Below are 25,315 nucleotides of genomic sequence, written 5' to 3' on the forward strand. Positions count from 1 at the left end.
TTACAACTAAATTAAAATTATATGAAAACTACTCATAATCAACTAAGGCGTTACGCTTTAATATCCCTTTCATTAGTTTCTTTAACGTTTAATGCGTGTAAAGAAAAACCTAAACAGGAAGAAAAAGCACAATATGATCTTTTTGCTGCTGCCGATAACATTATTAAAAGTATTAATCCTCTCGAATTCCCGGACCGTGAATTTAATATATTAGAATTTGGCGCTGTTGCAGATGGTTCAACATTAAATTCAGAAGCCATAAACAAAGCAATTGATAGTTGCAGTGCAGTGGGTGGCGGAAAAGTAATAATTCCTGCTGGCGATTTTTTAACAGGTCCTATTATTTTGAAAAGTAATGTAAACTTACATCTAGAAACCGGAGCTAATGTCCTTTTTTCAACAAATCATGACGATTATTTACCTGTAGTTCATACTTCATATGAAGGTGTAGAACTCATGAACTACTCACCACTTATTCGAGCTTACAAACAGCATAATATTGCCGTAACCGGAAAAGGAATACTCGACGGTCAAGCTAGCAATAGTAATTGGTGGCCTTGGTGTGGTAAAGACGATTATGGCTGGGTTGAAGGAGCACCTAAACAACACGATTCCATCAATTTACCTACTTTACGCAAAATGAACGAGTTACAAACATCAGTTGAAGAACGGGTATTTGGTAAAGGCCACCAAATTCGTCCTACATTTTTTGAGCCCTTTGAATGTGAAAATGTATTGTTGCAGGGTGTAACAATTACCAACGCACCATTTTGGGTTATTCATCCTTTAAAATGTAATTATGTTCGGGTTGATGGTGTTACGGTAAGTAGCCATGGTCCAAACAACGATGGATGTGATCCAGAATACACGAAAAACGTACATATTACAAACTGTACATTCGATACTGGCGACGATTGTATCGCCATTAAAGCAGGTAGAAATAACGACGGAAGACGAGTAAATATACCAAGTGAAAATATTGTTATTGAAAACTGTAATATGAAAGACGGTCATGGTGGTGTCGTATTAGGTAGCGAAATTTCAGCTGGTGTTCGTAATGTTTATGCAAGAAATTGTCAAATGGATAGTCCGCATTTAGACCGTGCCATCCGCATAAAAACTAATACTTTGAGAGGTGGATTTGTTGAAAACCTATTTGTGAAAGATATTACTGTGGGGCAAGTAAAAGAAGCTGCCTTAAAAATCAACCTGCATTACGGCATATATGACAATCAAGAAGGTGAATATATTCCAAAAATAGATAACATCTATTTAGAAAATATAAACGTGGAAAATAGTGGAAAATATGGTATTTTAATTAAAGGGCGTGAGGAAGCCATTATAAAAAATGTAACGCTTAAGAATGTTCATATTAAAAAAGCTAAAACGCCGCTTTCAGTAGAATTTTCAGAACCTATACAATTTGAAAACACGACCATTAATGGAGAATCTTATTAACTAAAGAAAACGTTTATCTATCATGAAAAAACTTGCAATTCTATCCATCACTCTCCTAAGTTTAATAGCCTGTAAGGACAAAAAATCTAGTGTTCCTAGTCAAGATAACATTAAAGCGACTAACGAAACGCCTAGTCAACCAAAAACCTATGCCGAAATATCCATTGCTCAGGGAGGAACCTGGATGGATGGCCCCCGAGGCCATAAAGAATTTAATGGCGGCACTTCTTTTAAAAATGTAGACAATCTACAGGTTCCAAAAGAACACACCGATCATTCCTGGTATATACGCTACGAGGGCCCGGGTTGGGAAAATAGTCAGATAGGCTACCGTTTGTATTTAGACTGGCGTAATGCTATCGATATTTTTGGAAAAAAGGTTGATTCGCTGGTTCTTCCATATGTGGGGCAAGATGGATTTGATTCTTATCATGAAGATGCGCCTTGGGGACAAGATATCCTAAAAGCAGGAAAATCGATGGGAATTGGAGGTTACGGTCGTGTTGTCGCCGACACTGTGGTTCGTTTTCAAAAGGTAAACGATACTAAAGCAAATATAACAAATTCGGAAAATGGCTCTTCTGTTCATATTACATATACAGGATGGGCGTCTGGTAACGATATTATAGATTTAAATTCAAGATTAACTATTTATCCTGAAGACCGCTTTACTAAGGCCGAACTAACACCGTCTAAAGCAATCGATGGTTTATGCACGGGAATTGTAGACCACGATGTTGCTTTTCATAAAAAAGAAGGAAATAACTGGGGCTATATCGCAACTTATGGTGTTCAAACTCTGGCACATCCTGCCGATAAATTAGGCATGGCTTTATTTTATAAACTAGATGAAGTTGCCGAACAGAAAAAAGGTGACTACGAACACTTAGTTATCTTTAAACCAACAACCGACACGATAACCTATTACTTTTTAGGAGCTTGGGAACAAGAGCAAAACGGAATTAAAACAGAAGTCGATTTTGTAAAAGATTTAGATAGCAAATTAGCGGCGCTAAACGCTACAAATTCTATTAAATAACAGTATGAAAACAATAAAATACATTGCTCTTTTTACATTAGCCTTAGGCTTATCGGCCACCTCTTGTAAAGACGCAAAAAAAGAAAACATCCAAAAAGAACCCACAACGACCGTTGAAAAGGTTGTTCCTGAAGATCTTAAATGGTCCGAACGCATGATGCTTTCAGAAATGGAACGCTTTCCAGACCCTACTTTACTTGACTTTCGTGAAAAACCTAAATGGAGCTACACGCCAGGGTTAGTACTAGGAGCCTGTTCTCGTGTATTCGAAAAAACTCAAAAACAAGAATACTTCGATTATATTTACGCCTATGCCAATACTTTAATCGACAGCACAGGAACCATCGATACTTACAGTCTTGAAAAACAAAATCTGGACATGATTAAATCTGGCGATGTTTTACTGTTCCTCTACCCTATTACTAAAGAAGAGCGCTTCTTAAAGGCCATGCAAACTTTAAATAACCAGTTAGAATCGCAACCAACAACGTCCGATGGTGGTTACTGGCATAAAAAAATCTATCCGTATCAAATGTGGTTAGACGGACTTTATATGGCCGAACCATTCCACGCAAAATATGCTAAAGATTATATTCAGGATGAAGCCAAAAAAGAAAAAATATACAACCATATTGTCCTTCAATTCGATTTAATTCAGAAGCATAGTCGTGATGAAAAAACCGGACTTTTATACCACGGTTGGGATGAAAGTAAAGAACAAAAATGGGCTAACAAAGAAACAGGAAATTCTCAACATTTCTGGTCTCGTGGCATGGGATGGTACGGTATGGCCATGGTTGACGTGTTAGACTTTTTACCCAAAAATCATCCAGGATATGAAAAAATCATTAAATACTTAAACCAATATGCTGAAGCTGTTACTAAGGTGCAGGATGAATCTGGCTTATGGTGGCAAGTGCTCGATCAAGGAGACAGAGAAGGAAACTATTTAGAAGCTACGGGAACTTCAATGTTTACCTACACCTTCGCTAAAGGTGTTAACAACGGGTACTTACCTGAAAAATATTTAGGTATAGCTAAAAAAGCCTACAACGCACTTTTAGAAAATTTAGTTACTGTTGAAGCAAACGGTGTGGTAAATTTAAATCAATGTTGTGCTGTTGCAGGACTAGGCGGAAATCCTTATCGCGACGGCTCTTTTGAATATTACATTGGTGAAGACATCCGTTCAAACGACCCAAAGGGTACTGGTCCTTTTATTATGGCCAGCTTAGAGCTAAATAAATAAAATACTAAACTGAATTTAATGAAACTACCCATAATTGTACTTTCTATATTTTGTTCATCACTACTGGTCGCACAAACCGGGAAACCATATGTTTCGGAGGTTTGGGTTGCCGATAATGGTGATGGCACCTATAAAAATCCAATTATATATTCTGATTATTCAGATCCTGATGTAGTTAGAGTTGGTGACGATTATTTCATGACCGCTTCCAGCTTTAACGCAGCGCCTGGTTTACCAATTTTACATTCCAAAGATATGGTAAACTGGAAACTCATAAACCATGCCTTACCACTTCAGGTTCCCTTAGACACCTTTAATATTCCACAACATGGAAATGGCGTTTGGGCGCCTGCTATCCGTTATCACAAAGGTGAAATTTATATTTACTGGGGTGATCCCGATTTCGGAATTTACATGGTTAAAACCAAAGATCCTTACGGAAAATGGGACGATCCAGTTTTAGTTATGGAAGGCAAAGGGTTAATAGACCCTTGTCCCCTATTCGACGATAATGGCGATGCGTATCTGGTACACGCTTACGCAGGCAGTCGCGCTGGTGTAAAAAGTTTACTTTCTGTAAATAAAATGAACTCGGAAGGCACCAAAGTTTTAGACCCCGGAATTCACGTGTTCGATGGTCATGAAAACCATCCAACGGTTGAAGGTTCTAAATTTTACAAACGTAACGGCTATTACTATATTTTTGCCCCTGCGGGCGGGGTTGCTACCGGATGGCAATTGGTATTGCGCTCTAAAAACATTTATGGTCCCTACCAAGAAAAAGTTGTTTTAGAACAAGGAAAAACAAAAATAAATGGACCTCATCAAGGTGCTTGGGTTGAAACCCCTCTTGGAGAGTCTTGGTTTTATCATTTTCAAGATGTGGGACCAATAGGCCGCATTGTTCATTTGCAACCCATGTACTGGGAAAACGATTGGCCAGTTATGGGTAAAGATTTAGACAGTAATGGTATTGGCGAACCTGTAATGACTCACACAAAACCTAACGTTGGAAAAACCTATCCTATAGAAACCCCTGTTGAAACTGATGACTTCACAGGATTCAGTATCGGCTTACAATGGCAATGGAGTGCCAACAATAATGTGGTTTGGCATGCCAAATTACCAGGGAATGATTATTTACGATTGTTCTCCATTAAAATTCCTGAAAACGAAACCAATTTATGGATGGTTCCTAATTTATTACTTCAAAAATTTCCTGCTCCAGATTTCACGGCTGAAACCAAAATTACGCTACAACCTGAAGAAGCAAAAAGCGGTAAAACAGCAGGTTTGATTATTATGGGAATGGACTATGCAACGCTTAGTATTTCGAACGACGACAAAGGATTTTTCATAAAACAAACCGAAGCCACAAATGCTATTAAAGGTGGCGAGGAAAAGGTTAACGCCCAAAATCGTATCAAATCCAATTCTATATATTTTAAAGTTGAGGTATCAAGTCCAAATAGCACATGTCAATTTTATTATTCTGAAAATGGCAAAAAATTCAAAAAAATTGGAAAGTCTTTCAATGCGAGAGAAGGAAAATGGATAGGCGCTAAAATTGGCCTATTTAGTGTAAGTACGCAAGAAGCAAAACGCGGCGGGTATGCCGATGTAGATTATTTTAAAATTTCAAAATAATGATACAATTTTCAATAGCTAAAAAAGGGTTAATTTGTTTAACCCTTTTTTGTGCTTCATTTTTAAAAGCACAACAGATAAATACAATTACTGAACAAAATATTTATGACGGCATTGAATTTAATATGCCACACGTAAGTACTACAAAATTTCCCAACTACAAGGTAAGCATCACAAATTTTGGAGCTATTAACGATGGGATTACGAAAAACACAGAAGCTTTTAAAAAAGCCATGTTCGATGTTAATTCAAAAGGTGGTGGCGCTATAATGGTACCCAGAGGCATTTGGCTAACCGGGCCGATTATTTTTAAAAGCAATGTTAATCTGCATCTAGAATCTGGAGCGGTTATACTGTTTAGTAAAGATTTTAACGATTTCCCTCTGGTAAAAACTAGTTTTGAAGGTCTTGAAACCGTAAGATGCATCTCCCCCATTACAGCAGACAATGTTGAAAATATTGCGATTACTGGCGAAGGTATAATTGATGGAGGTGGTGATGCATGGCGTCCTGTAAAAAAATCAAAAATGACGGATGGTCAATGGAAAAGACTTATAAATTCCGGAGGTGTTCTTTCAAAAGATAAGCGCATCTGGTTTCCGTCGGAAGGCGCTCGAAAAGGCTATGAAGGCACAACAAACTTCAACGTTCCGGATTTAATAAACGATGCCGAATTTCAATCTATAAAAGATTATTTACGCCCAGTGATGGTAAGTTTGGTAAATAGTAAACGTATCCTCCTTGACGGACCGACATTTCAAAATTCGCCGGCATGGAACATTCATCCGTTAATGAGCGAAGAATTAATTATTAGAAACTTAAAAGTTCGAAATCCGTGGTATTCTCAAAACGGTGACGGTTTAGATCTAGAATCCTGTAAAAATGTTTTAATCTACAATAACACCTTTGATGTTGGCGACGATGCCATTTGCTTTAAATCAGGAAAAGATAAAGACGGTCGGGAACGTGGTATGCCAACAGAAAATGTTATCGTTAAAAATAATATGGTTTACCATGCCCATGGTGGTTTCGTAATTGGTAGTGAAATGTCTGGTGGTGTTAAAAATGTGCATGTATCTAATTGCACATTTTTAGGAACCGATGTCGGCTTACGATTTAAAAGTACGCGTGGTCGTGGTGGTACTGTAGAAAATATTTACATCTCCAATATTGATATGATTCATATTCCAACAGAAGCCATCCGTTTTAATATGTTTTATAGCGGTAACTCTCCTGTTCTTGAAGAAGACCAAAATGCGGATGACGAAAAGCGCGATGAAAATATGGTTGCTGTAACCGAAGAAACGCCTTCATTCAGAAATATATTTATGAAAAATATTAATGTTGTAGACTCCGAAACCGCAGTGTTTTTAATGGGCTTACCTGAAATGAATTTAAAAAATGTATCTCTTGAAAATGCCATTTTTGAAACTAAAAAAGGCATTACGATTATAGATGCCAATGGTATTACATTAACCAATGTTACTGTAAATGCTTCTAAGGATTACGCACTAACCATCTACAACAGTAAAAATGTAAACGTAGAAGATTTATCATTTTCAGAAAGTCAATCAGCCATAAAAATATTAGGAAATAAAACTGAAAAAATTCAGTTTAACAAAAAAGATATTACGAACCCTACACAGCAAATACTTCAAGGCAAAGAAGTCAACAAAAAAGCTGTAAAACTAAAATAATTAGAATGATGAAAAGAATGTTTTTTTATAGTGTTTTATTATTGAGTTGTATGATTGATGCGCAAGAAAGCATGAATATCTGGCCAAAAGGTAAAATGCCAAACTCTAAAGGTTTAACATTAGAGCATATAGAAGAACGTGAACGCATTACCCAAATTGCAGAACCTAAATTGCTTTCATTTTTTCCTCCAAAAGAAGAACAGAATGGTAGCGGCATTTTAATTTTACCTTCTGGTGGTTACCAAAAACTCACTTATAATTTAGGTGGTATTCAACTGGCGAAGTGGTATAATACTCAAGGCATCACAGCCTTTGTATTACTCTATCGTTTACCGAATTCACCCGACCTAATTGTTAGTGAACAAGGCCCAGTTCAAGATGCGCAACGCGCCATGAAAATTATTCGCCATAATGCCAAAGAATGGAATTTAGATAAAGATAACGTTGGTGTTTTTGGTTCATCGGCAGGAGGACATTTGGCATCAACCATAGCAACTCATAATGAAGATTATTCAATGATTGGTGATGACTTGGACAACGAACAAATCCTTCCTAATTATATGATTTTGGTATCACCTGTTATCACGTTGGGTAAATTTACTCATGAAGGCAGTAAAATCAATTTTTTAGGTAACCATTGTACCCAGGAAAACATTCATAATTATTCTAACGAACATCAGGTAACCGCCAATACGCCGCCAACCATCTTATTTCATGCACAAAATGATGAAGCAGTAAATCCCATGAATAGTATTCTATTTTACGAAGCTATGTTAAAACATAATGTTGAAGGCTCATTACATATTTTCCCAAAAGGAGGACATAAAATAGGGGTTTATAATGCCTCTAATCTAACCGATGAATGGAAAACTATTTCAACTAAATGGTTAAAAGAAATGAAATTTATAAAGTAACCATCGTTAAAATTAAATCAAACTTGAGTGGTAATTTAAGACTAAGAACAGTAAAAGCTTTGGTAGAAAAACAGGAGGAAACACTTACAAAAGATTTCGGCAAAAACACAAATGCATTTTATCAAAATCGGGCGTTTAAAACTCCAAGTGTGTCAGGTTAGGCAAAATTGAAATCATTACAACTGCTCTCGTATAAGCTTTACGATATTAACATAGAACAAGACAAAATATAGAAGTTTAATGCTAAAAAATAAGATTATGCAAAAAACAATATTTAATTATACAACACTTATACTTTGTTTCCTTTTACTAACAGCTTGTCGCGAATCTGATAAAACAGAGGCATCAAATGGTAAAACAAAAACAGCAATCACTACCATTTACTTGATTGGTGATTCTACAATGGCCGATTACACCGGTGATTACGAAAAAGGAAAGGACTATATGAAAACCCGATACCCACTTACTGGCTGGGGACAGGTATTTCAGCCGTTTTTAACTTCAGATAGCTTATATTTAGTAAATAACTTAATAAAAACCGATAGCGCTTTAGTTGATGATCGAGCTAAAGGTGGTCGCAGTACCCGAACGTTTTTTCAGGAAGGGCGTTGGCGCTCGGTCAATGAAAATTTAAAGAAGAATGATATTGTTATGATGCAATTTGGGCATAACGATGCAGCACTAACCAAGCCCGAACGCTATGTAAATATTGAAGGTTATAAAGAATTTTTACGATTATTTATAAACCAAACAAGACAAAAGGGAGCCATACCAATCATCTTAACCCCTGTTGCCAGAAACTACCCATGGAAAGATGGTAACTTAGAAAATGTTCATGGCGAATACGACCAAGCTGTAAAAGAAATAGCCAAAGACATGGAGGTTTATTTAATCGATCTGAATCTAAAATCAAGAATGCTTTTCTCTAATAAAGGAAAAGATTTTGTGAGTCAAAACTACTTTATGAATCTGCCAAAGTCAAAATATGAAGCTTACCCCAACGGATCTGATGACAACACTCACTTTCAAACTAAAGGCGGCATAGAAGTTGCACGATTAGTGTTTGAAGGTTTAAAAGAAATTAATTTAACGCTTAAACAATAAGCCTCATGAAATCTATTCATTTTATCAGTTCCATATTGTTTTTATTTGTTTCTATTTCATATGCCCAAACTAAAGACGACTACAAACCTTATACCATTGAGAACACTTATGAGAAATTAAAAAAGAATTACCCCGATATTAAACCTATTCAACGTGTAGCGTCCAATAAAATAAAATATCACGAGGATCTTATTTATAAAAAAACAAATACCTCCAATCTAAAATTAGATATTTACACCCCTAAATTTGATGACAAAAAAGACAGCTACCCTGCTGTATTACTTATTCATGGTGGTGGTTGGCTTGTAGGTCATAAAGAAAATCAGCGCATTATGGGACAACATCTGGCATTGCATGGTTATGTTGGCGTACCTATAGCTTACAGATTAGGGTTTGAAGCCACCTACCCAGCAGCTGTTAACGATATAAAAGATGCCATTATCTGGATTAAAAAGCATGCCAAAAAGTATAACATCAACCCAGAAAAAATTGCTGTATTGGGAGCATCGGCAGGAGCACAATTAGCTACCCTAGTTGGAGTCACTCCAAATTCAACTTTGTATTCAACACATCATAAAATTTCAAATGAAGTCCAAGCTATAGTAAACATTGACGGTATTGTATCTTTCATCCATCCTGAAGCCGCAGCAGAATCAAAACCTGGTAAGACGTCTATGGCAGGTATCTGGTTAGATGGAGAAAAAGATGAAAACTTCAAAATATGGAAAGAAGCTTCGCCTCTAGAATATGTATGCAGCAATACACCTCCTACACTTTTCATTAACAGCTCTTATGCCAGATTTCACGCAGGACGAGACGACATGATTTCTATTTTAAACCAGCATATGATCTACAATAAAACACATACGCTGGAAGGAAGTCCGCACTCTTTTTGGTTGGCTCATCCCTGGTTTGAAACTACACTAAACTATACCGTTAACTTTTTAAATAAGGTTTTAAAACATGAAAACAAATAAACTAATTACAAAAACAAAAGCTTTAACCATTTTGTTCTTTACATTCAACTTAATTATAAATGCACAAAATAAACCAACAACAATTTATTTGGTGGGTGATTCTACGATGTGCTTATATGATGAAAATCGCTTCCCGCAAATGGGTTGGGGTATGCCGTTTGAATATTTTTTCGAAAAAACTGTTCAAATTAAAAACCATGCGAAAGGCGGGCGAAGTTCGAGATCGTTTATTAAAGAAAATCGCTGGCAACCAATTTTAGATTCTTTACAGGCAGGAGATTATGTCTTCATTCAATTTGGTCATAACGATGCCCAGAATTCTAAAGATCACCCAGACCGCAAAACCACACCTGACCAATACAAACAGTATATCACCAAATACATAAACGAAGCCCGATTAAAATATGCCATTCCTGTGCTTATAAGTCCTGTAACGCGTTGGATTTTTAACTCTGAAGGAGAAGCTTTAGAATGTCATGAACCGTATTTAAATGCATTAAAAGAAGTCTCTGAAACCTTAAATATTCCAATGATAGACTTAGACACCAAAAGTCGTGAGTTATTAAATAAAATGGGGCCTGAATGCTCAAGATATTTATATATGTACTTTAAACCAAAAGAGTATTTTCGCTTTCCTAAAGGTAATCCAGACAACACGCATTTTACAGGTTTTGGTGCCAGAAAAATGGCTGAGTTGGTGCTGCAAGGTATTATGGAACAAGAATTAGAACTCGCCAATCATATAATAAAACCTTAAAGAAGTAATTAAGCGGTTTTCAATATAAAAAGCACTATTCGATGGGTGAGTGCACATGCAAAGCAATACTACATTAACCCGAAGTAAATTGCTATTTTAGGATACTCTGCCTTTGGTGAACTGGCTATACTTGTGGGTTTAACCAATAGTGTAAGAGAAAAAGAAGACAATCACGGTAACAATGGATTTTCTAGTAATGTACAAGCCATTATAGATATAGATGGGGTTGTTGACTTTATGGCTCCTGTCTCTTTAAATTTTAATCGAAAAGCAGACACTCCAGATGTTACATAGTTGGGAAGCTCATTTTACGAAAAAAAGGAAATTTGGAAAGATGCTTCGAGTATTTTCTGGGCAAATGAAAATTCATGCCCCATTATGCTTATAAACAGTGGATTTCCACGTTTTCATGCCTGATAAGACGAATTACTTGCTATTATTTAAAATTGGAATTTTTACACCGAAGTTCATAAGTTTGATAAAAAATTCAGACCTTTTGGTTGTTCAATCCCTGGGTTAATCAAACAGTTAATTATATGGATAACTTTCTAACTAAAGTCTTTCAATCGTAACCATCAATTTTCATGAAAAATTCAATTACATCATTTTTACTTTTTTGCTTAATTATTACCGCTCATAACGTATTTGCGCAAACCTCAAACCCGGATAAATATAAATATGATTTTGTAGTAGCCAAAGACGGTAGTGGTGATTACAAGTATATACAGGATGCCATTGATGCTATGCGTGTTTTTCCGCTAAAACCGATAACATTATACATTAAAAACGGAGTTTACATCGAAAAAATAGAGCTACCTCGTTTTAACGTGGATGTAAGTTTTATAGGGGAAGATGTCGATAAAACCATCATTACTTTTAATGATTATGCTGGTAGAGGAAAACATATAGGCACTTTTAATTCTTATACTGCAAAAATTTCTGGCAACCGATTTAAAGCAGAAAACATAACGTTTGAAAATTCAGCAGGTACCATAGGTCAAGCGGTTGCCCTGCATGTTGATGCAGATAAAGCCTTATTTAAAAACTGTAAGTTTATAGGCAACCAAGATACCATTTACCATGGAGGCGAATATTCCAGGCAACTTTTTGAAGATTGCTATATTGAAGGCACCACCGATTTTATTTTTGGACCGGCAACAGCTGTTTTTAAAAACTGTACCATTCACTGTAAATCAGACTCCTATATTACGGCTCCTAATACACCAAAAGACAAAGCATATGGTTTTGTGTTTTTAGATTGCAAAATAACGACTTCTAAAAATGTAACTAAGTTATATTTAGGTCGACCTTGGCGCTATTATGCAAAATCGGTTTTTGTGAGATGTAAATTACCTGAAGCTATAAGGCCTGAAGGCTGGCATAACTGGGGAAATCCTGAAAACGAAAAAACGGCGTTTTTTGCAGAGTACCAATGCTACGGAGCCGGAGGTAATGCCAAAAACCGCGTTTCCTGGTCTCATCAATTAGATGAAAAAGAAGCATCAAATTATACAGTAAAAACTATTTTTAACACCTGTAATCCTTGGGAATTCGAATAAAAAAAGCCGCTTTACAAAGCGACCTTTTTTCGACTAACTCAAACAAAACTTAAATCCCGTGCTTGGCTTTCCATGCACTATACTCTGTACTTATTAAATTCTTAGGCCAGCTACCATACCAAGAATATCCATTTCTTCTTTCGCTTGATATTTCTGCAATTGTTTTTCTAGGACCTCCACCTTCTGGGTCTGTATCTCTGCTGCAGAAAAATGGTTCATTGGGGTTAAATGCATTAAATAATGACTCATATTGGTCTCCTGTATAATCGTCTAAAGTGTAAAATCTTGCCCACATTACATTTCCTGGCGATTCTACTAAAACCTTGTCTCCATTTACTTCTTGCAGAGCATAACCAACAATTTTAACAGATTCAAACCAAGCTACCGCACTTTTCACGGCATCGATAACACCAGTTGATGGGTTATCTAAAGTCATCAGTAATCTTACAATTCCAACTGATTCTGACCCGCTATTAGAAGCCAACTCATAAGATCTGGCCATTCTTGGTTTTAATGTCACTTCATCATGCTGAGCGCACCAAGCCGTTTTAATTCCATTAATAACAACCTGAGTTTGTAAAATAACATCTATACCCTTATTGAAAGCTGTCTCTGCTTTAACAATATAACTTTCATCTATCAATTCTAAATTATTCTTCTTTAAGAAAATATCACGCATTAAATTCATCACATTCCCCATAGCATTATCGTTATAAGTAATATGACGACTGTAATTATTTCTTAAAGGATAATATTGAGGCCAACCTCCATTGTCGTATTGCATTTCAAATATAAAATCAATGCCCTTAACTGCTGCATCTAGATATGCCGTATTATTGGTGGCTTTATATGCACTCAACAAAATTCTTATTTCTCCAATTGTATGTTCATTATCAATTGTGGTGTCTGTATTGTTCTTAGTGTTTTCTGCCTCAATTTTTTCAGACTCGGTTTGAGCTCTGTCATATCCTGAAAAGTCATTATGGTATTTAGGCCAACCTCCATTACTACGCTGCCAGAGCAATACATTTTCAGCTTTTAAACTAGTTAGAACTATTCCTGAGATAGCAACACTTAATTCCCCCTTAACACCACTTCCATCCGTTGAAGTAGAAATAACAGTTACTGTTCCATTTTTCTTAGGGGTAAGTAATCCTTCTGAATTAATCTCTGCTATTGAGGTATCAGAAACTGACCAAACAACCACCTTATTTGTAGCATCATTTGGCAACACCGAAACTGAAAATTGCTTCGCTTGACCATCGGTTATATCACTTCCTGAAATAGTTAAGCTTTCAACCAGAACAACAGGACCTGCCACTCCAGAAATTTTAATTGTTTTTTGTGCTGACAAACCTGATTTATCATTTGCCGTCGCAGTAATTTGAACAGTACCATTTTCAAGTGGAGTTAGAATACCTTTTTCGGAGATTAATGCGATTGATTCATCAGACACCGACCAAGTCACAGTTCGATCTGTTGCATTATTAGGTAGTACTACAGGAGTAAATTGTTTGGTTTGACCATCAGTAATGTCGCTACCATTAATAACAATAGAAGATACAAGTATCGTTTTATCCTCATCTATAGCTTCGCTGTCACTACTACATGCATTTAGGGTAAAGAACCCTAAAAACAACACTAAAAGTCCTTTTAGTTTTTTCATTAATATGTGGTTTATTTAGTTTAGTATTTTATCGAAATATGCAATCGATTACACAATATTAAATAATAAAAGTTAGTAATAAAACATTTTTAACTAAAAATTTTCAAATAACCTATAAAAAAACGCTCGAAAATCAAATTTCAATAATTCCTAGCCTCAATTCTTAGAATCTCAAAATTTAACATGGATAGTAATGAACCATAAAAAAACACATTTAACTCTGCATATAATTCATTATTTTTTTGACCAATTAGCTTCTTCTATTTTATAGCTTCAGCTGAAATCCCTACTCATAAAAATTCATAAATAACCATTATTAGAGGTATTAAATTTAAATTTGCTGATAAATTTCTACAATAGAAACTTTTAAACTAAATGAAATTTACAATCGATTACATTATAACTAAAAAAATGTATATATTGCAACATAATCAACTAACTAACAAGCGATATGAACATTCTAAAACCTAATCAGTTAAAAACTTAGTTTTTGAAATCCTGAGTGAAAATAAAAGAATACTCTTTAATTGAGTATTTGTTCAACTATAAACTGTTACTACTGCAGATCAAAATCACCACATTACACGATATTTAGTGTATTTTTACCAACTCAACCAATAAGTGCATGAAAAAAAAAACCACCATTTATGATATTGCAAAAAAACTCAATATCACAGCTGCCACAGTTTCCAGAGCATTAAATGGAAATTCTAAAATAAGTGAAGCAACCCGTAAATTGGTTGAAGAAACTGCTAAAGAAATGAATTATGAGCAAAACAGACTGGCTCAGGCTCTAAAAAGTGGTAAAAGTTACAATGTCGGAGTAATTGTACCTCGAATTGACAGTAACTTTTTTGCCTCGGTTATTCGTGGCATAGAAGAAGAATTATATCCTAAAGGCTATCACGTTATTATTTGCCAGACGCACGACCAGAAATCACTGGAAACCGAAAATATAAACTCCTTGTTAAACGCTCAGGTTGACGGTGTTTTAATGTCAATTTCTCAGGCACAAAATGCAAATGATGATAATTTTGATGCCCTTATAAAGAAAAACGTACCATTAATTTTCTTTGATAGAAAGAAGGATATTAAAGGTATTAGTTCTGTAACCATCGATGATTTTAAAGGAGCTTATGAAGCTACCAAACACTTAATCGATCAAGGATATAAACGCATTGCGCATTTATCAAACGACAGGTCAATCTTAATATTTAAAAACAGATATTTAGGATACAAACAGGCTATTTTAGACAGTGGTTTGGAATTTGATGAAAGTCTGGTTATTGAAACCCAAAGTAAGGTCCTTGAAGGTCGAAAAATAATGAAACAATTACTGGAATTAGAACACCGACCAGATGCCATTTTTTCTTCTAGTGATTTTACCGCTTTAGGTGCCATTCAGGAAATAAAAGAACACGGGTTAAATATACCAGAAGATATTAGTGTTGTAGGTTTTAGTAACGAGCCTTTTACACGTTTCATGGAATTGTCTATTACATCGGTAGACCAGTCGCCTATTGAAATGGGCAGACTTACCGCTCAGGTATTTCTTGAAGAAGTGAATAGCGACAAACGGGTTACATCTGAAAAACAAGTAGTTTTAACACCAGAACTTATTGTTAGAAAATCGTCGCTTCGAACACCGGTAAAGCATTAGTTTTATTTAGTATTTTATTCTGAAACAGGATGAAATTTCGAATTGCATTTTGAATGACGTTTCTTTCAATATATGCGTGGTTTAGGGATGTACACCAATTAAAATGTATTTCCCTTTTACTTTTTCAAATTCAAAATCTAACATATATCCGGTTGAAGCATCAGTCGAAATACTATAATGATTATTTAAGGTATCTATAAATACATTTCCCTTTAATTCCTTATAATTCATTTTTCTCTCCAATGTTATTAGTTTCCTTAAATCGGAAGAATGTCTAACCGTCTCTTTCATTTTTTCTTCATTAATCATCAGTTTCGTCGACTCATAATCTTTTATGTGAATGGATTAAAAAATGTTTTTTAAACTATTTATTAAAATTGTTTCTTCTTGTTTTTCTTGTCCGCTTACAAAAAAAGGGATTGATAGGATTATTGCGATTATCATTTTTCTCATAGGTATTCTATGTTTTATTGGCATTAAATTCTTCTACATATTCAATGCTTTTATCCTTTTTAATTGTTAAACGCGTTTTTATATATTCTTTCTTTTTATGTCGTCCTTGACTAATATCTTCTCCAATTAAATACCAATCATCTTCCGCTTTGTGATATAGCGTAACAATTGTGTGTTTAGTTAAAAATTGTAATTTTTCATTTTTCTTTAAACAAAACACTTCATTTGGTTCGGTTTCTCTACTATAAAGCCCATTATATTTTTCTTTGGTCAAAATCCACCTAATAACACCTTCTTTCATAGTAAGACATATTTCATTTTTTGAAACGACTTCTACTTTTGAAAAATTTTCTTTAATAAACAATTCTGCTCCAGTAGGTCTACTTTGTGCTTGAATATTAAAACTTATTAGTATTGTTAGTATTATTATATTTTTCATATTACATTTTTCTTTTAGTTAATTCCATTGCTTTCCAAACTCAAACCAATCTTTATCTGGGTATGTTGTTATATTGTTAGATAATGCATTTGCGAACGCCTTAAAATTTGAAGTTTAAAATCGATATGCCTAGTATATAAAAGGCTGTAGAACAGAAATAATGTATCGCAGAACCAAGCGACAAAACAAATAGGTTATTCTTCATAAATTAGGGTTAATTTGATTAATATTAGGTGTAAAAAAAAAAAAAAAACACCCGCAATAACCTAACAAAATGGGTTAATTTATTGCGATATTTTTAAAACCAATTGAATTTTAATACATTATATATAAAAAACACATCCCTATTTTAAATTCCATACCATCATAAAAAAAGGTCGCCAGAATAATACCATTCTAACGACCCTTTTATTTTATTTATATCTTGTACTACTTCTACAACGATACCCCTCTTCGCCAAGGAATAAAATCGTTTTGATTTAATAATTTGGCTTTCGTTTGAATTCTGCCACTTGCCACTTCTATTATGAAATCGAGCATATCGTCGGCCATTTCATCAATGGTTTTTTCACCTCGAATAACAGCTCCGGTTTCAATATCGATAATATCCGGCATTTTTTCTTTTAACTCGGTATTCGACGATACCTTAATAATAGGAGCGATTGGATTTCCAGTAGGCGTACCCAATCCTGTTGTGAATAACACCACATTTGCACCAGAGCCAACCAAACCGGTGGTACTTTCTACATCATTTCCTGGAGTACATAATAAATTTAATCCAGGTTTGGAGATGTACTCGCCGTAATCTAACACATCTTTTATTGGAGAAGTCCCTCCCTTTTTGGCCGCTCCGGCCGATTTCATAGCGTCAGTAATTAAGCCGTCTTTAATATTTCCTGGTGACGGATTCATATCAAATCCTGAACCCGCATCGACCACCGATTTTTCGTAAGCTTTCATAAGTTGTAAAAACTTTTCGCCATCGGCATCGTCTACACATCGGTTAACCAGTTCCTGCTCTACCCCGCATAATTCTGGGAATTCGGCTAAAACGGCTGTTCCGCCTAAGGCAGCCAATAAATCGGATACCGCTCCTAAGGTTGGATTGGCAGAAATACCTGAAAAACCATCGGAGCCCCCGCACTCTAACCCCACTCTTAATTTTGATAATGGAGCCGGCTTACGTTCAATTTTATTAGCTTCTTTTATAGCTTTAAACGAATCTTTTACAATGGCCGTTAACATCTCGTCTACCGTGCCCATTTGTTGTTGTTCGTAAATTAAAACAGGTTTGTTAAGATTCGGGTTAATTTTATCTAAAGCTGATTTAAACACACTTATTTGAAGGTTCTGACAGCCCAAACTCAACACCGTACAACCAGCCACGTTTGGATTATTAACATAACCCGCAAGCAACTTCGCCAAACTTTCGGAGTCCTGACGAATCCCGCCACAGCCTCCTGGATGCGTAATGAATTTGACATCTATATTTTCAAACACATCGGCTGACGTTTCTGCTACGGAAGTTTCATCTTGCCCGCTAACCAAAGAACGTAATAACATTTGATGAGGATTCACCTTCTGCTTTAATAATTCACGCTCAAAAATATCTTTTAAAATTTCAATATTTCGGTTTTCACAAAATACCAATGGAAAAAACAACCAGACGTTTTCTGTACCTACCTGACCGTCTTCACGGTGGTAACCCATAAATGTTTTGTCTTTCCATTTATCAATATTCGGTGCTGTCCATTTTATAGTTTCGGTTCTCCCCGAAACTTTTTCACTTTGGTGTTTTACATTTTCGGTGGTTAATACATCCCCTTTTTCAATCACACCATTTGCCGATCCAACCAAAACACTATACATGATAATACGATCACCGTCTTCAAATTTCTGTAAAGCTATTTTATGTTTAGATCGGGTATTGGAAAGCACTTTAATATCTTCGCCTTCAAACGAAATGACTTCACCTGCTTTTAAATCAACCAAGGCAACAGCTACATTGTCTGGTGCATTTACTTTAATTATTTTCTTCTGCATGGTTAAAATTTATTAAATGCGTTAAAACTTAAAGTTTCGAGCTGTAATTTTTATACCCAGTTTCAATGCCGTTAGCATCTATTGCTTCTAATGCTGAAGCTATGGCATTTGTTAAATTCTCAATTTGTGTTAAATCAGTTCCCCAAAATTCAACTACAGATAAGGCTTGTTTAGCGACTTTTGAGTAATCATCAGATTTCCAGATTTCAGCAAATTTAGCTACAATATCGTCACTATCCTGTACAGGTAAAACCTCCCCATTCCAAGTGCCTTTATAAAAACGCAACAATGCTGCAAAAGCAAAGGTTAAGTTAGCAGGCACTTTACTGTGTATATTGATATATTCTAATAAACTTGGTAATACACGCACCTTAAATTTTGAAATGGAATTTAACGCAATACTTGATAAATTATGAATGATAAACGGATTTCTAAATCGATCGAAAATCTCTTCAGCGAAGTTGTTTAATTCAGTGCGGTCCATTTCCAAAGTGTCAATAATTTCATTGAAAACCGCCTCATTTATAAATTTACCCGTAAAATCGTTATCGACTGATTCTTTTACAGTTCTGTTTCCGTAGAGATAAGAAAACGGTACCATCGCCGTATGTGCTCCATTTAAAATACGAACTTTTCGAGTGCGATATGGTTGCATATCGTCTACAATCTTAACATCTAAATCGGTTTTATCGAAAGGTAATTTGGCTTTTAAATCTTCGCCTCCTTCAATAACCCAAAGTAAAAATACTTCGGCTGCAACAATTAAATTATCGGCATAATCTAGTTGCGCATTGTAAGCTTCAATTTCATCTTTTGGATATCCGGGAACAATTCTATCTACCAAGGTACTATGGAAATTATTACACTCTAAAATCCAGTTTTTAAACTCTTCGCCCAAATTCCAATCGATTACATAACGTAATATAATTTCTTTTAAGGTTTCGGAATTATGATTAATCAACTCGCACGGTATTATTGTTAACCCCTTATTGGCAGCACCATTAAAATGCTTATACCTCTCATGTAACAATAAGGTTAGTTTCGCAGGAAATGAACTTGGCGGCTGCATTTCGGCTGTATCACTTTCAACGTAAGCAATACCTGCTTCGGTTGTATTCGAAATAATAAACTCCAAGCTTTCTTCTTTTGCTAAACTCAAATACTCCTGGAAGTTCGCATAAGGGTCTACTCCTTTAACAATATTATCAATTAATTCTATTTGCTGAATCTCTTCGCCTTTTTTAACCCCTTTCATAAAAAGGGTGTATAAACCATCCTGATCGTTTAGCATCTTTACTAAACCTCGATCTATTGGTTGCACCACAGCAATACCTGCATTAAAATCGGCCTTTTTATTTAACTCTTGTATCGCATAACCAACAAAAGCTCTTAAAAAATTACCTTCGCCAAATTGAACCACTTTTATTGGACGCTTGGCTTGTAAACCTACATTTTCTCTATTTAATTTTTTCATTGTTTCTTATTTAGCAGCATATTAATCTATTAACCCAAACACTCTTGGTAACCATAAACTTAGCTCGGGAAAATAGGTCACTAAAAATAGCGCTAACACCATGGCTAAAAATAATGGTAATAATGGTTTTATAACTTTTTCGATGGTTGTGTTGGCAACACCCACGCCAACAAATAATACGGATCCTACCGGTGGGGTACATAAACCTATACATAAATTTAGTACCATAATAATTCCGAAGTGAATCGGATTCATACCTAACTCCGTTACCACAGGTAAGAAAATGGGTGTAAATATTAATACAGCCGGAGTCATATCCATAAATATCCCAACGAATAACAGTAGTAAATTTATTATTAATAGGATGATGATCTCATTCTCACTTATACCTAATAAAACCGAACTAATACTTTGCGGAATATTTTCGTAAGACATGACCCAAGACATACTCATAGATGCACCAATTAACAACATAACTATGGCCGTTGTTGCCGACGACTCGAGTAAAATTTGTGGTAACGATTGCATCGTAATTTCTTTATAAACGAAACCTAAAACCAACGTATATAGCACCGCAATAGCCGAGGCTTCTGTGGCTGTGAAAATACCAGATACAATACCCCCAATTACCACTACTAAAAGAAATAAACTAGGCACTGCATCGACAAAAGTTTTAACAACATCTTTAAATTTACTTCGCTCGCCTAACTTATATTTTTTCTTTTTAGCCCAAAACATAGCAACAAGCATCAAAAACAATCCTGTTAAAATACCTGGTATGTACCCAGCCAAGAATAAGGCTGCAATAGAAACCCCTCCACTGGCCAATGAATATACAATAAGCACATTACTAGGTGGAATTATTAAACCTGTTGTAGCCGATGTTATATTAACAGCGGCACCAAATTCTTTCGAATAGCCCTCCTTTTCCATTTCAGGACCTAAAATACTACCCATCGCAGATGCCGATGCCATTGCAGACCCTGCAATAGCCCCCATTAACATAGCACCTATAACATTAATTAAAGCGAGTCCTCCCGGAAGTGATCCTACTAGCGTTTTCGCAAAGGCTATAAGCCGATGCGCAATCCCACCTTTATTCATTAACTGCCCTGAGAGAACAAAAAATGGTATGGCCAAAAGAGCAAAGCTATCGAGTCCCGTTCCCATACGTTGCGAGACCGTTGTAAATGCGGCTAATGGTGAAATACTTACTAACATGGTTAATAATGCCGAAATAGCAATACTCCATGCAACAGGCGTTCCGATACCTAATAGAAATAAAAAACTAATTACTAAAACGAGTACTGGTATATATTCCATAATGTGTTACTTTTTTAAAAGATCTGAGGTTTTGTAAAAAATGATTAAAATCCCACTTATTGGAATCACCAAGTATACCAATGCTAATGGTATTTGTAATGCTGGTGAACTTTGCCCTAACAAATAGCTAATGTAAACCAACCTAAAACCACCAACAACCAAGGCTAAAAATGAAAATATAATGATGATAACATACACCAATTTTAAAATTTTCTTTTGCATCTCGCCACTGGCTCTAGATGGTAATACATCTATAGCAACATGCATATTACGTCCAGACACATATGCGGCACCTAAAACACCAATCCATATCATTAAATATCTGGCTAATTCGTCGGTAAAAGAACTCGGAGCACCCATTACAAATCGTGTAAATACCTGCCATAGTACATTAATTACCATGACCGACATAATTACTACCAGGGCCTTGCCAAGTATGTTGTCAATTTTTTCTCGAACTTTCATGTATTATAGTTTATTGTTAAAAGCTTAGCGTAAACACAAAGAATGTGTTCTCTAAACAGTTTTATTTGGTTTGTTGGATTTTTTCGATTAATGAACTTATAATTTCATCATCCTTATAGCTGTCGTACATACTACTAACCTTTGCTTTAAACAAGGATTTATCCGGTCTTATCACCTCTACACCCGCCTTCTGAACCTCGGTCAAAGCTTCTTCTTCTGCCTCTGCCCATAGTTTACGTTGATAAGCCACCGATTTTTGAACTGAAGCTTGCAGCCAATCCTTCTCTTGCTTCGTTAACTTGTTCCAGGTATTTGTACCAATCACTAAAACATCTGGTAATACTGTATGCTCATCTAATGAATAGTATTTACAAACTTCGTAATGTCTGGATAAGTAGAAACTAGGCGGATTATTTTCAGCACCATCTACAACACCTTGTTGTAGCGAAGTATATAATTCACCCCATGAAATAGGGGTTGGAGAGCCTCCTAATGCTTTTACCATATCTATGGCAGTTACACTTTCCATAACTCTAAGTTTAAGACCTTTTAGGTCGTCTGGAGTATGAACAGGCCGATCTTTAGTGTAGAAACTGCGACTTCCTGCATCGTAATAAGCTAAACCTTTTAACCAATATTTTTCGCCATCATCTAAAATTTCCTTTCCAATTTCACTATCTAAAACATCAAAGGAATGTTGTCGGTCTCGGAATAAAAACGGCACACCAAAAACCTTCATTTTAGGTGCAAAATTTTCCATAACGCCCACAGATACTTTGGTCATATCTAAACTTCCTATTTGCAGAAGCTCTAAATTTTCACGTTCGGTCCCCAACTGTTGACTAGGGTAAATTTCGAGTTTCATTTTACCTCCTGAGCGTTGTTCTAAATCTTTACCCATTTCAACCATCGCTTTATGCACCGAATGTTTTACATCGAGTCCGTGCGCTATTTTTATGGTTCTGGTTGAACTTATTTCGCCGCAGCTTACAAGTAATGTAACAAGAAGAAGCGAAACCAACTTTAAATGTTTAATCATCTTATTTTTAATATTTTCTATTTTGTTTAGCGGTTTATTAGTTGGTTATATCGTTTAACAAATCCGCATGCATCATAAAGCATCACGGATTTGTTAATTTGGTTAAAACTTAAAATATTCTTTTGCGTTAAAATAACTAATATCGGCTACTATTTTACCAATCCATTCCATGTCGTTCGGTAATTCACCACGTTTAATTTCATCTCCCAAAAGATTACATAAAATCCTTCGGAAATACTCATGTCTTGGAAAAGACAAGAAACTTCTTGAATCTGTGAGCATACCTACAAAGCAACTAACCAGCCCCATGTTAGACAACGCATTTAATTGTTTGGTCATACCATCTTTTTGATCTAAAAACCACCATCCTGAACCAAACTGCACCTTACCTTTAACACTACCATCATTAAAATTCCCAATCATAGTAGCCATAACTTCATTATCGGCAGGATTTAAATTGTAAATAATGGTTTTTGTTAATTTGTCTTTGCTATCTAAAGCATTTAAAAACGCTGATAATTTTTGGGCTTGCGGATAATCTCCAATAGAATCCCATCCTGTATCTGGTCCTAAAATGCGATGCATACGAGCGTTGTTATTTCTTAATGCTCCAAGATGAAATTGTTGTACCCACCCAAATTCATGGTAGGTTTCACATAAATACACTAAAACCGCACTTTGGAATTTTAAAGCTTCTTCATGAGACAATCCTTTTCCTTTACGTTTTTTTGCAAATATGGCAGTTACTTCACTTTCTGTATATGGTTCAAAATAAATTTGATCCAGGCCATGATCGCACAAGGAGCATCCGTTAGCGTTAAAATATTCGATGCGTTTACGTAAAGCACTTAATAGGTCATTATATGAATTTATAGATACCTCAGCCGATTCTCCAAGCGCATCTATATATGCATTATAGTCTTCAGCGTTTATTAAAATAGCTTTATCAGGCCGAAAAGCCGTACTTACTTTTACGTTATAATTTGATTTTGCCAGCGCCTGGTGATGCTCCAAGGTATCAATAGGATCTTCAGTAGTACAAACCACCTCTGCATTAACTTTTGTTAGAAGTTGTCTACAGGAATACTCTCCAGATGTTAATTGTTCCTGCGTTTGATTCCATACGCTTTCAGCTGTTTTTTCATTAAGCAAATCCGTTATACCAAAGTACCTTTTTAGCTCTAAATGCGTCCAGTGATATAAAGGATTTCGCATAGTGTATGGCACTGTTTTTGCCCAGTTTAAAAACTTATCTTTATCGGAAGCCTCACCTGTAATATATGTTTCATTTACACCTAATGTACGCATAGCTCTCCATTTGTAATGATCGCCGTTTATCCAAACATTAGTAATGTTATTGAATGTTACATCATCTGCAATTTGTTGTGGTGGCAAATGATTATGATAATCGATAATAGGCTGATTTTTCGAATAGGTATGATATAATTCTTCAGCGTATTTATTTTCTAATAAAAAGTTGTCGTGAATAAAAGGTGTATTCATTTTAGTTGTAAATATTAATCTTCGTTGGATGGTTTCCCGATTGTTGCTAAAATACCGCCGTCAACATAAACGACTTGGCCATTAACAAAATCACTCGCCTTTGATGCTAAAAATATTGCGGCACCTGCTAAATCTTCTGGGTCTCCCCAACGCGCAGCAGGCGTTCTATTTATAATAAACTCATTAAAAGGATGTCCGTCTACTCGAATAGGAGCTGTTTGACTGGTTGCAAAATATCCTGGACCAATACCATTCACTTGAATGTTGTGTTTTGCCCATTCTGTAGCCAGGTTTTGCGTTAACATTTTTAGTCCGCCTTTTGCTGCTGCATAAGCCGACACACTATTGCGACCAAGCTCACTCATCATGGAACAAATATTTATAATCTTTCCTTCACCTCGCTCTATCATTTGTTTGGCTACTAATTGCGACATAATAAATGGACCTACTAAATCGACATCCACCACACGGCGAAAATCTTCTACTGGCATGGTAATGGCTAACTCTCTTTTTATAATACCAGCATTGTTAACAAGAATATGGATATCTCCAATTTCTTTAGCAATAACATCCATGTTTTTTCTAGCCTCAACTTCATTAGTTACATCAAACAAATAACCGCTTGCCTTGAACCCCTGATTTTTATAATGATTTAGAGCGTCTTCCATTTTAGCGGGTGTTGTACCAGTTATAACCAACTCGGCTCCAGCACTTGCTAAACCTTCTGCCATAGCCATACCCAATCCATGTGTTCCACCAGTTATAAGTGCTCTTTTTCCTTGTAAATTAAATAAATTCATTCTATTAGTATAATTCGTTTTTAAACAGTTATGGTGTGAAATTAAACTT

23 protein-coding genes are annotated in these 25,315 nt (G+C 35.6%); 13 read left to right on the forward strand and 10 right to left on the reverse strand.

Annotated features, from left to right (window positions below; all coding sequences use genetic code 11):
* The first annotated feature begins 21 nt into the window (after positions 1-21).
* The 12 genes from ICJ83_RS01665 (at position 22) to ICJ83_RS01720 (ending at position 12,401) form a co-directional block, all read left to right on the forward strand.
* The gene (locus tag ICJ83_RS01665) at positions 22-1,458 is read left to right on the forward strand and encodes a glycoside hydrolase family 28 protein (RefSeq protein ID WP_188228615.1); all 1,437 of its coding nucleotides are present in this window, start codon (positions 22-24) and stop codon (positions 1,456-1,458) included.
* A 22-nt stretch (positions 1,459-1,480) separates the two neighbouring features.
* Positions 1,481-2,497 (forward strand): DUF4861 family protein, encoded by a 1,017-nt coding sequence (locus ICJ83_RS01670; RefSeq protein ID WP_188228616.1) that lies wholly within the window; start codon positions 1,481-1,483, stop codon positions 2,495-2,497.
* A gap of 4 nt (positions 2,498-2,501) precedes the next feature.
* Entirely contained in the window at positions 2,502-3,746 is a 1,245-nt protein-coding gene (locus ICJ83_RS01675) for a glycoside hydrolase family 88/105 protein (protein ID WP_188228617.1), read from the forward strand.
* Between the two features lie 18 nt (positions 3,747-3,764).
* Positions 3,765-5,393 (forward strand): glycoside hydrolase family 43 protein, encoded by a 1,629-nt coding sequence (locus ICJ83_RS01680; protein ID WP_188228618.1) that lies wholly within the window; start codon positions 3,765-3,767, stop codon positions 5,391-5,393.
* Positions 5,393-7,090: a glycoside hydrolase family 28 protein gene (locus tag ICJ83_RS01685; RefSeq protein WP_188228619.1), complete on the forward strand. Its 1,698-nt coding sequence runs from the start codon at positions 5,393-5,395 to the stop codon at positions 7,088-7,090. Before ICJ83_RS01680 ends, ICJ83_RS01685 begins: the two co-directional genes overlap by 1 nt.
* Before the next feature lie 5 nt (positions 7,091-7,095).
* Entirely contained in the window at positions 7,096-8,004 is a 909-nt protein-coding gene (locus ICJ83_RS01690; RefSeq protein ID WP_188228620.1) for an alpha/beta hydrolase, read from the forward strand.
* A 23-nt stretch (positions 8,005-8,027) separates the two neighbouring features.
* On the forward strand, positions 8,028-8,165 hold the full coding sequence (locus ICJ83_RS01695; RefSeq protein WP_188228621.1) for a hypothetical protein: 138 nt from the start codon (positions 8,028-8,030) through the stop codon (positions 8,163-8,165).
* Positions 8,166-8,262: 97 nt separating this feature from the next.
* A complete protein-coding gene (locus tag ICJ83_RS01700; RefSeq protein WP_188228622.1) occupies positions 8,263-9,108 on the forward strand; it encodes a rhamnogalacturonan acetylesterase in 846 nt (281 codons plus the stop codon).
* A gap of 5 nt (positions 9,109-9,113) precedes the next feature.
* The gene (locus ICJ83_RS01705) at positions 9,114-10,085 is read left to right on the forward strand and encodes an alpha/beta hydrolase (RefSeq protein WP_188228623.1); all 972 of its coding nucleotides are present in this window, start codon (positions 9,114-9,116) and stop codon (positions 10,083-10,085) included.
* Positions 10,072-10,842 carry a rhamnogalacturonan acetylesterase gene (locus tag ICJ83_RS01710; RefSeq protein WP_188228624.1) on the forward strand — a complete coding sequence of 257 codons (771 nt, stop codon included), beginning with the start codon at positions 10,072-10,074 and terminating at the stop codon, positions 10,840-10,842. The genes ICJ83_RS01705 and ICJ83_RS01710 overlap by 14 nt, the downstream gene beginning before the upstream one ends.
* A 93-nt stretch (positions 10,843-10,935) precedes the next feature.
* Positions 10,936-11,136 carry a hypothetical protein gene (locus ICJ83_RS01715; protein ID WP_317173256.1) on the forward strand — a complete coding sequence of 67 codons (201 nt, stop codon included), beginning with the start codon at positions 10,936-10,938 and terminating at the stop codon, positions 11,134-11,136.
* A 290-nt stretch (positions 11,137-11,426) separates the two neighbouring features.
* Positions 11,427-12,401 (forward strand): pectinesterase family protein, encoded by a 975-nt coding sequence (locus tag ICJ83_RS01720; RefSeq protein WP_188228626.1) that lies wholly within the window; start codon positions 11,427-11,429, stop codon positions 12,399-12,401.
* Between the two features lie 49 nt (positions 12,402-12,450).
* Here the strand turns inward: ICJ83_RS01720 and pelA are convergent, their stop codons facing one another.
* On the reverse strand, positions 12,451-14,067 hold the full coding sequence (pelA, locus tag ICJ83_RS01725) for a pectate lyase (protein WP_188228627.1): 1,617 nt from the start codon (positions 14,065-14,067) through the stop codon (positions 12,451-12,453).
* 625 nt (positions 14,068-14,692) lie between these two features.
* Between pelA and ICJ83_RS01730 the strand changes: the two genes are divergently transcribed.
* Positions 14,693-15,727 carry a LacI family DNA-binding transcriptional regulator gene (locus tag ICJ83_RS01730; RefSeq protein WP_188228628.1) on the forward strand — a complete coding sequence of 345 codons (1,035 nt, stop codon included), beginning with the start codon at positions 14,693-14,695 and terminating at the stop codon, positions 15,725-15,727.
* Between the two features lie 81 nt (positions 15,728-15,808).
* On the opposite strand, the gene ICJ83_RS01735 is transcribed toward ICJ83_RS01730, so the two are convergent.
* The 9 genes from ICJ83_RS01735 to ICJ83_RS01775 form a co-directional block, all read right to left on the reverse strand.
* Positions 15,809-16,018, reverse strand: a complete 210-nt coding sequence (locus ICJ83_RS01735; protein ID WP_188228629.1) for a hypothetical protein — start codon at positions 16,016-16,018, stop codon at positions 15,809-15,811.
* 169 nt (positions 16,019-16,187) lie between these two features.
* Positions 16,188-16,619: a hypothetical protein gene (locus ICJ83_RS01740; RefSeq protein ID WP_188228630.1), complete on the reverse strand. Its 432-nt coding sequence runs from the start codon at positions 16,617-16,619 to the stop codon at positions 16,188-16,190.
* A 435-nt stretch (positions 16,620-17,054) separates the two neighbouring features.
* A complete protein-coding gene (locus ICJ83_RS01745; protein ID WP_188228631.1) occupies positions 17,055-18,662 on the reverse strand; it encodes a UxaA family hydrolase in 1,608 nt (535 codons plus the stop codon).
* A gap of 28 nt (positions 18,663-18,690) precedes the next feature.
* Positions 18,691-20,136, reverse strand: a complete 1,446-nt coding sequence (locus ICJ83_RS01750) for a tagaturonate reductase (RefSeq protein ID WP_188228632.1) — start codon at positions 20,134-20,136, stop codon at positions 18,691-18,693.
* A gap of 21 nt (positions 20,137-20,157) precedes the next feature.
* Complete coding sequence (locus ICJ83_RS01755) at positions 20,158-21,459, reverse strand: TRAP transporter large permease (protein WP_188228633.1); 1,302 nt, start codon at positions 21,457-21,459, stop codon at positions 20,158-20,160.
* Between the two features lie 6 nt (positions 21,460-21,465).
* The gene (locus tag ICJ83_RS01760; RefSeq protein ID WP_188228634.1) at positions 21,466-21,924 is read right to left on the reverse strand and encodes a TRAP transporter small permease; all 459 of its coding nucleotides are present in this window, start codon (positions 21,922-21,924) and stop codon (positions 21,466-21,468) included.
* Between the two features lie 61 nt (positions 21,925-21,985).
* Positions 21,986-22,963, reverse strand: coding sequence for a TRAP transporter substrate-binding protein (locus ICJ83_RS01765; protein WP_188228635.1), 978 nt, complete (start codon positions 22,961-22,963; stop codon positions 21,986-21,988).
* A 102-nt stretch (positions 22,964-23,065) separates the two neighbouring features.
* A complete protein-coding gene (gene uxaC / locus ICJ83_RS01770) occupies positions 23,066-24,466 on the reverse strand; it encodes a glucuronate isomerase (RefSeq protein WP_188228636.1) in 1,401 nt (466 codons plus the stop codon).
* A gap of 14 nt (positions 24,467-24,480) precedes the next feature.
* Positions 24,481-25,266: a gluconate 5-dehydrogenase gene (locus ICJ83_RS01775; RefSeq protein ID WP_188228637.1), complete on the reverse strand. Its 786-nt coding sequence runs from the start codon at positions 25,264-25,266 to the stop codon at positions 24,481-24,483.
* Positions 25,267-25,315 lie beyond the last annotated feature (49 nt).

This window comes from Aestuariibaculum sediminum (assembly GCF_014596945.1).
Classification (GTDB): Bacteria; Bacteroidota; Bacteroidia; order Flavobacteriales; family Flavobacteriaceae; genus Aestuariibaculum; species Aestuariibaculum sediminum.

Coding starts and splice junctions, on each gene's coding strand:
- ICJ83_RS01665 (WP_188228615.1), top strand. CDS start 22: ATGAAAACTACTCATAATCAACTAAGGCGTTACGCTTTAATATCCCTT.
- ICJ83_RS01670 (WP_188228616.1), top strand. CDS start 1,481: ATGAAAAAACTTGCAATTCTATCCATCACTCTCCTAAGTTTAATAGCC.
- ICJ83_RS01675 (WP_188228617.1), top strand. CDS start 2,502: ATGAAAACAATAAAATACATTGCTCTTTTTACATTAGCCTTAGGCTTA.
- ICJ83_RS01680 (WP_188228618.1), top strand. CDS start 3,765: ATGAAACTACCCATAATTGTACTTTCTATATTTTGTTCATCACTACTG.
- ICJ83_RS01685 (WP_188228619.1), top strand. CDS start 5,393: ATGATACAATTTTCAATAGCTAAAAAAGGGTTAATTTGTTTAACCCTT.
- ICJ83_RS01690 (WP_188228620.1), top strand. CDS start 7,096: ATGATGAAAAGAATGTTTTTTTATAGTGTTTTATTATTGAGTTGTATG.
- ICJ83_RS01700 (WP_188228622.1), top strand. CDS start 8,263: ATGCAAAAAACAATATTTAATTATACAACACTTATACTTTGTTTCCTT.
- ICJ83_RS01705 (WP_188228623.1), top strand. CDS start 9,114: ATGAAATCTATTCATTTTATCAGTTCCATATTGTTTTTATTTGTTTCT.
- ICJ83_RS01710 (WP_188228624.1), top strand. CDS start 10,072: ATGAAAACAAATAAACTAATTACAAAAACAAAAGCTTTAACCATTTTG.
- ICJ83_RS01720 (WP_188228626.1), top strand. CDS start 11,427: ATGAAAAATTCAATTACATCATTTTTACTTTTTTGCTTAATTATTACC.
- pelA (WP_188228627.1), bottom strand. CDS start 14,067: ATGAAAAAACTAAAAGGACTTTTAGTGTTGTTTTTAGGGTTCTTTACC.
- ICJ83_RS01730 (WP_188228628.1), top strand. CDS start 14,693: ATGAAAAAAAAAACCACCATTTATGATATTGCAAAAAAACTCAATATC.
- ICJ83_RS01735 (WP_188228629.1), bottom strand. CDS start 16,018: ATGAAAGAGACGGTTAGACATTCTTCCGATTTAAGGAAACTAATAACA.
- ICJ83_RS01740 (WP_188228630.1), bottom strand. CDS start 16,619: ATGAAAAATATAATAATACTAACAATACTAATAAGTTTTAATATTCAA.
- ICJ83_RS01745 (WP_188228631.1), bottom strand. CDS start 18,662: ATGCAGAAGAAAATAATTAAAGTAAATGCACCAGACAATGTAGCTGTT.
- ICJ83_RS01750 (WP_188228632.1), bottom strand. CDS start 20,136: ATGAAAAAATTAAATAGAGAAAATGTAGGTTTACAAGCCAAGCGTCCA.
- ICJ83_RS01755 (WP_188228633.1), bottom strand. CDS start 21,459: ATGGAATATATACCAGTACTCGTTTTAGTAATTAGTTTTTTATTTCTA.
- ICJ83_RS01760 (WP_188228634.1), bottom strand. CDS start 21,924: ATGAAAGTTCGAGAAAAAATTGACAACATACTTGGCAAGGCCCTGGTA.
- ICJ83_RS01765 (WP_188228635.1), bottom strand. CDS start 22,963: ATGATTAAACATTTAAAGTTGGTTTCGCTTCTTCTTGTTACATTACTT.
- uxaC (WP_188228636.1), bottom strand. CDS start 24,466: ATGAATACACCTTTTATTCACGACAACTTTTTATTAGAAAATAAATAC.
- ICJ83_RS01775 (WP_188228637.1), bottom strand. CDS start 25,266: ATGAATTTATTTAATTTACAAGGAAAAAGAGCACTTATAACTGGTGGA.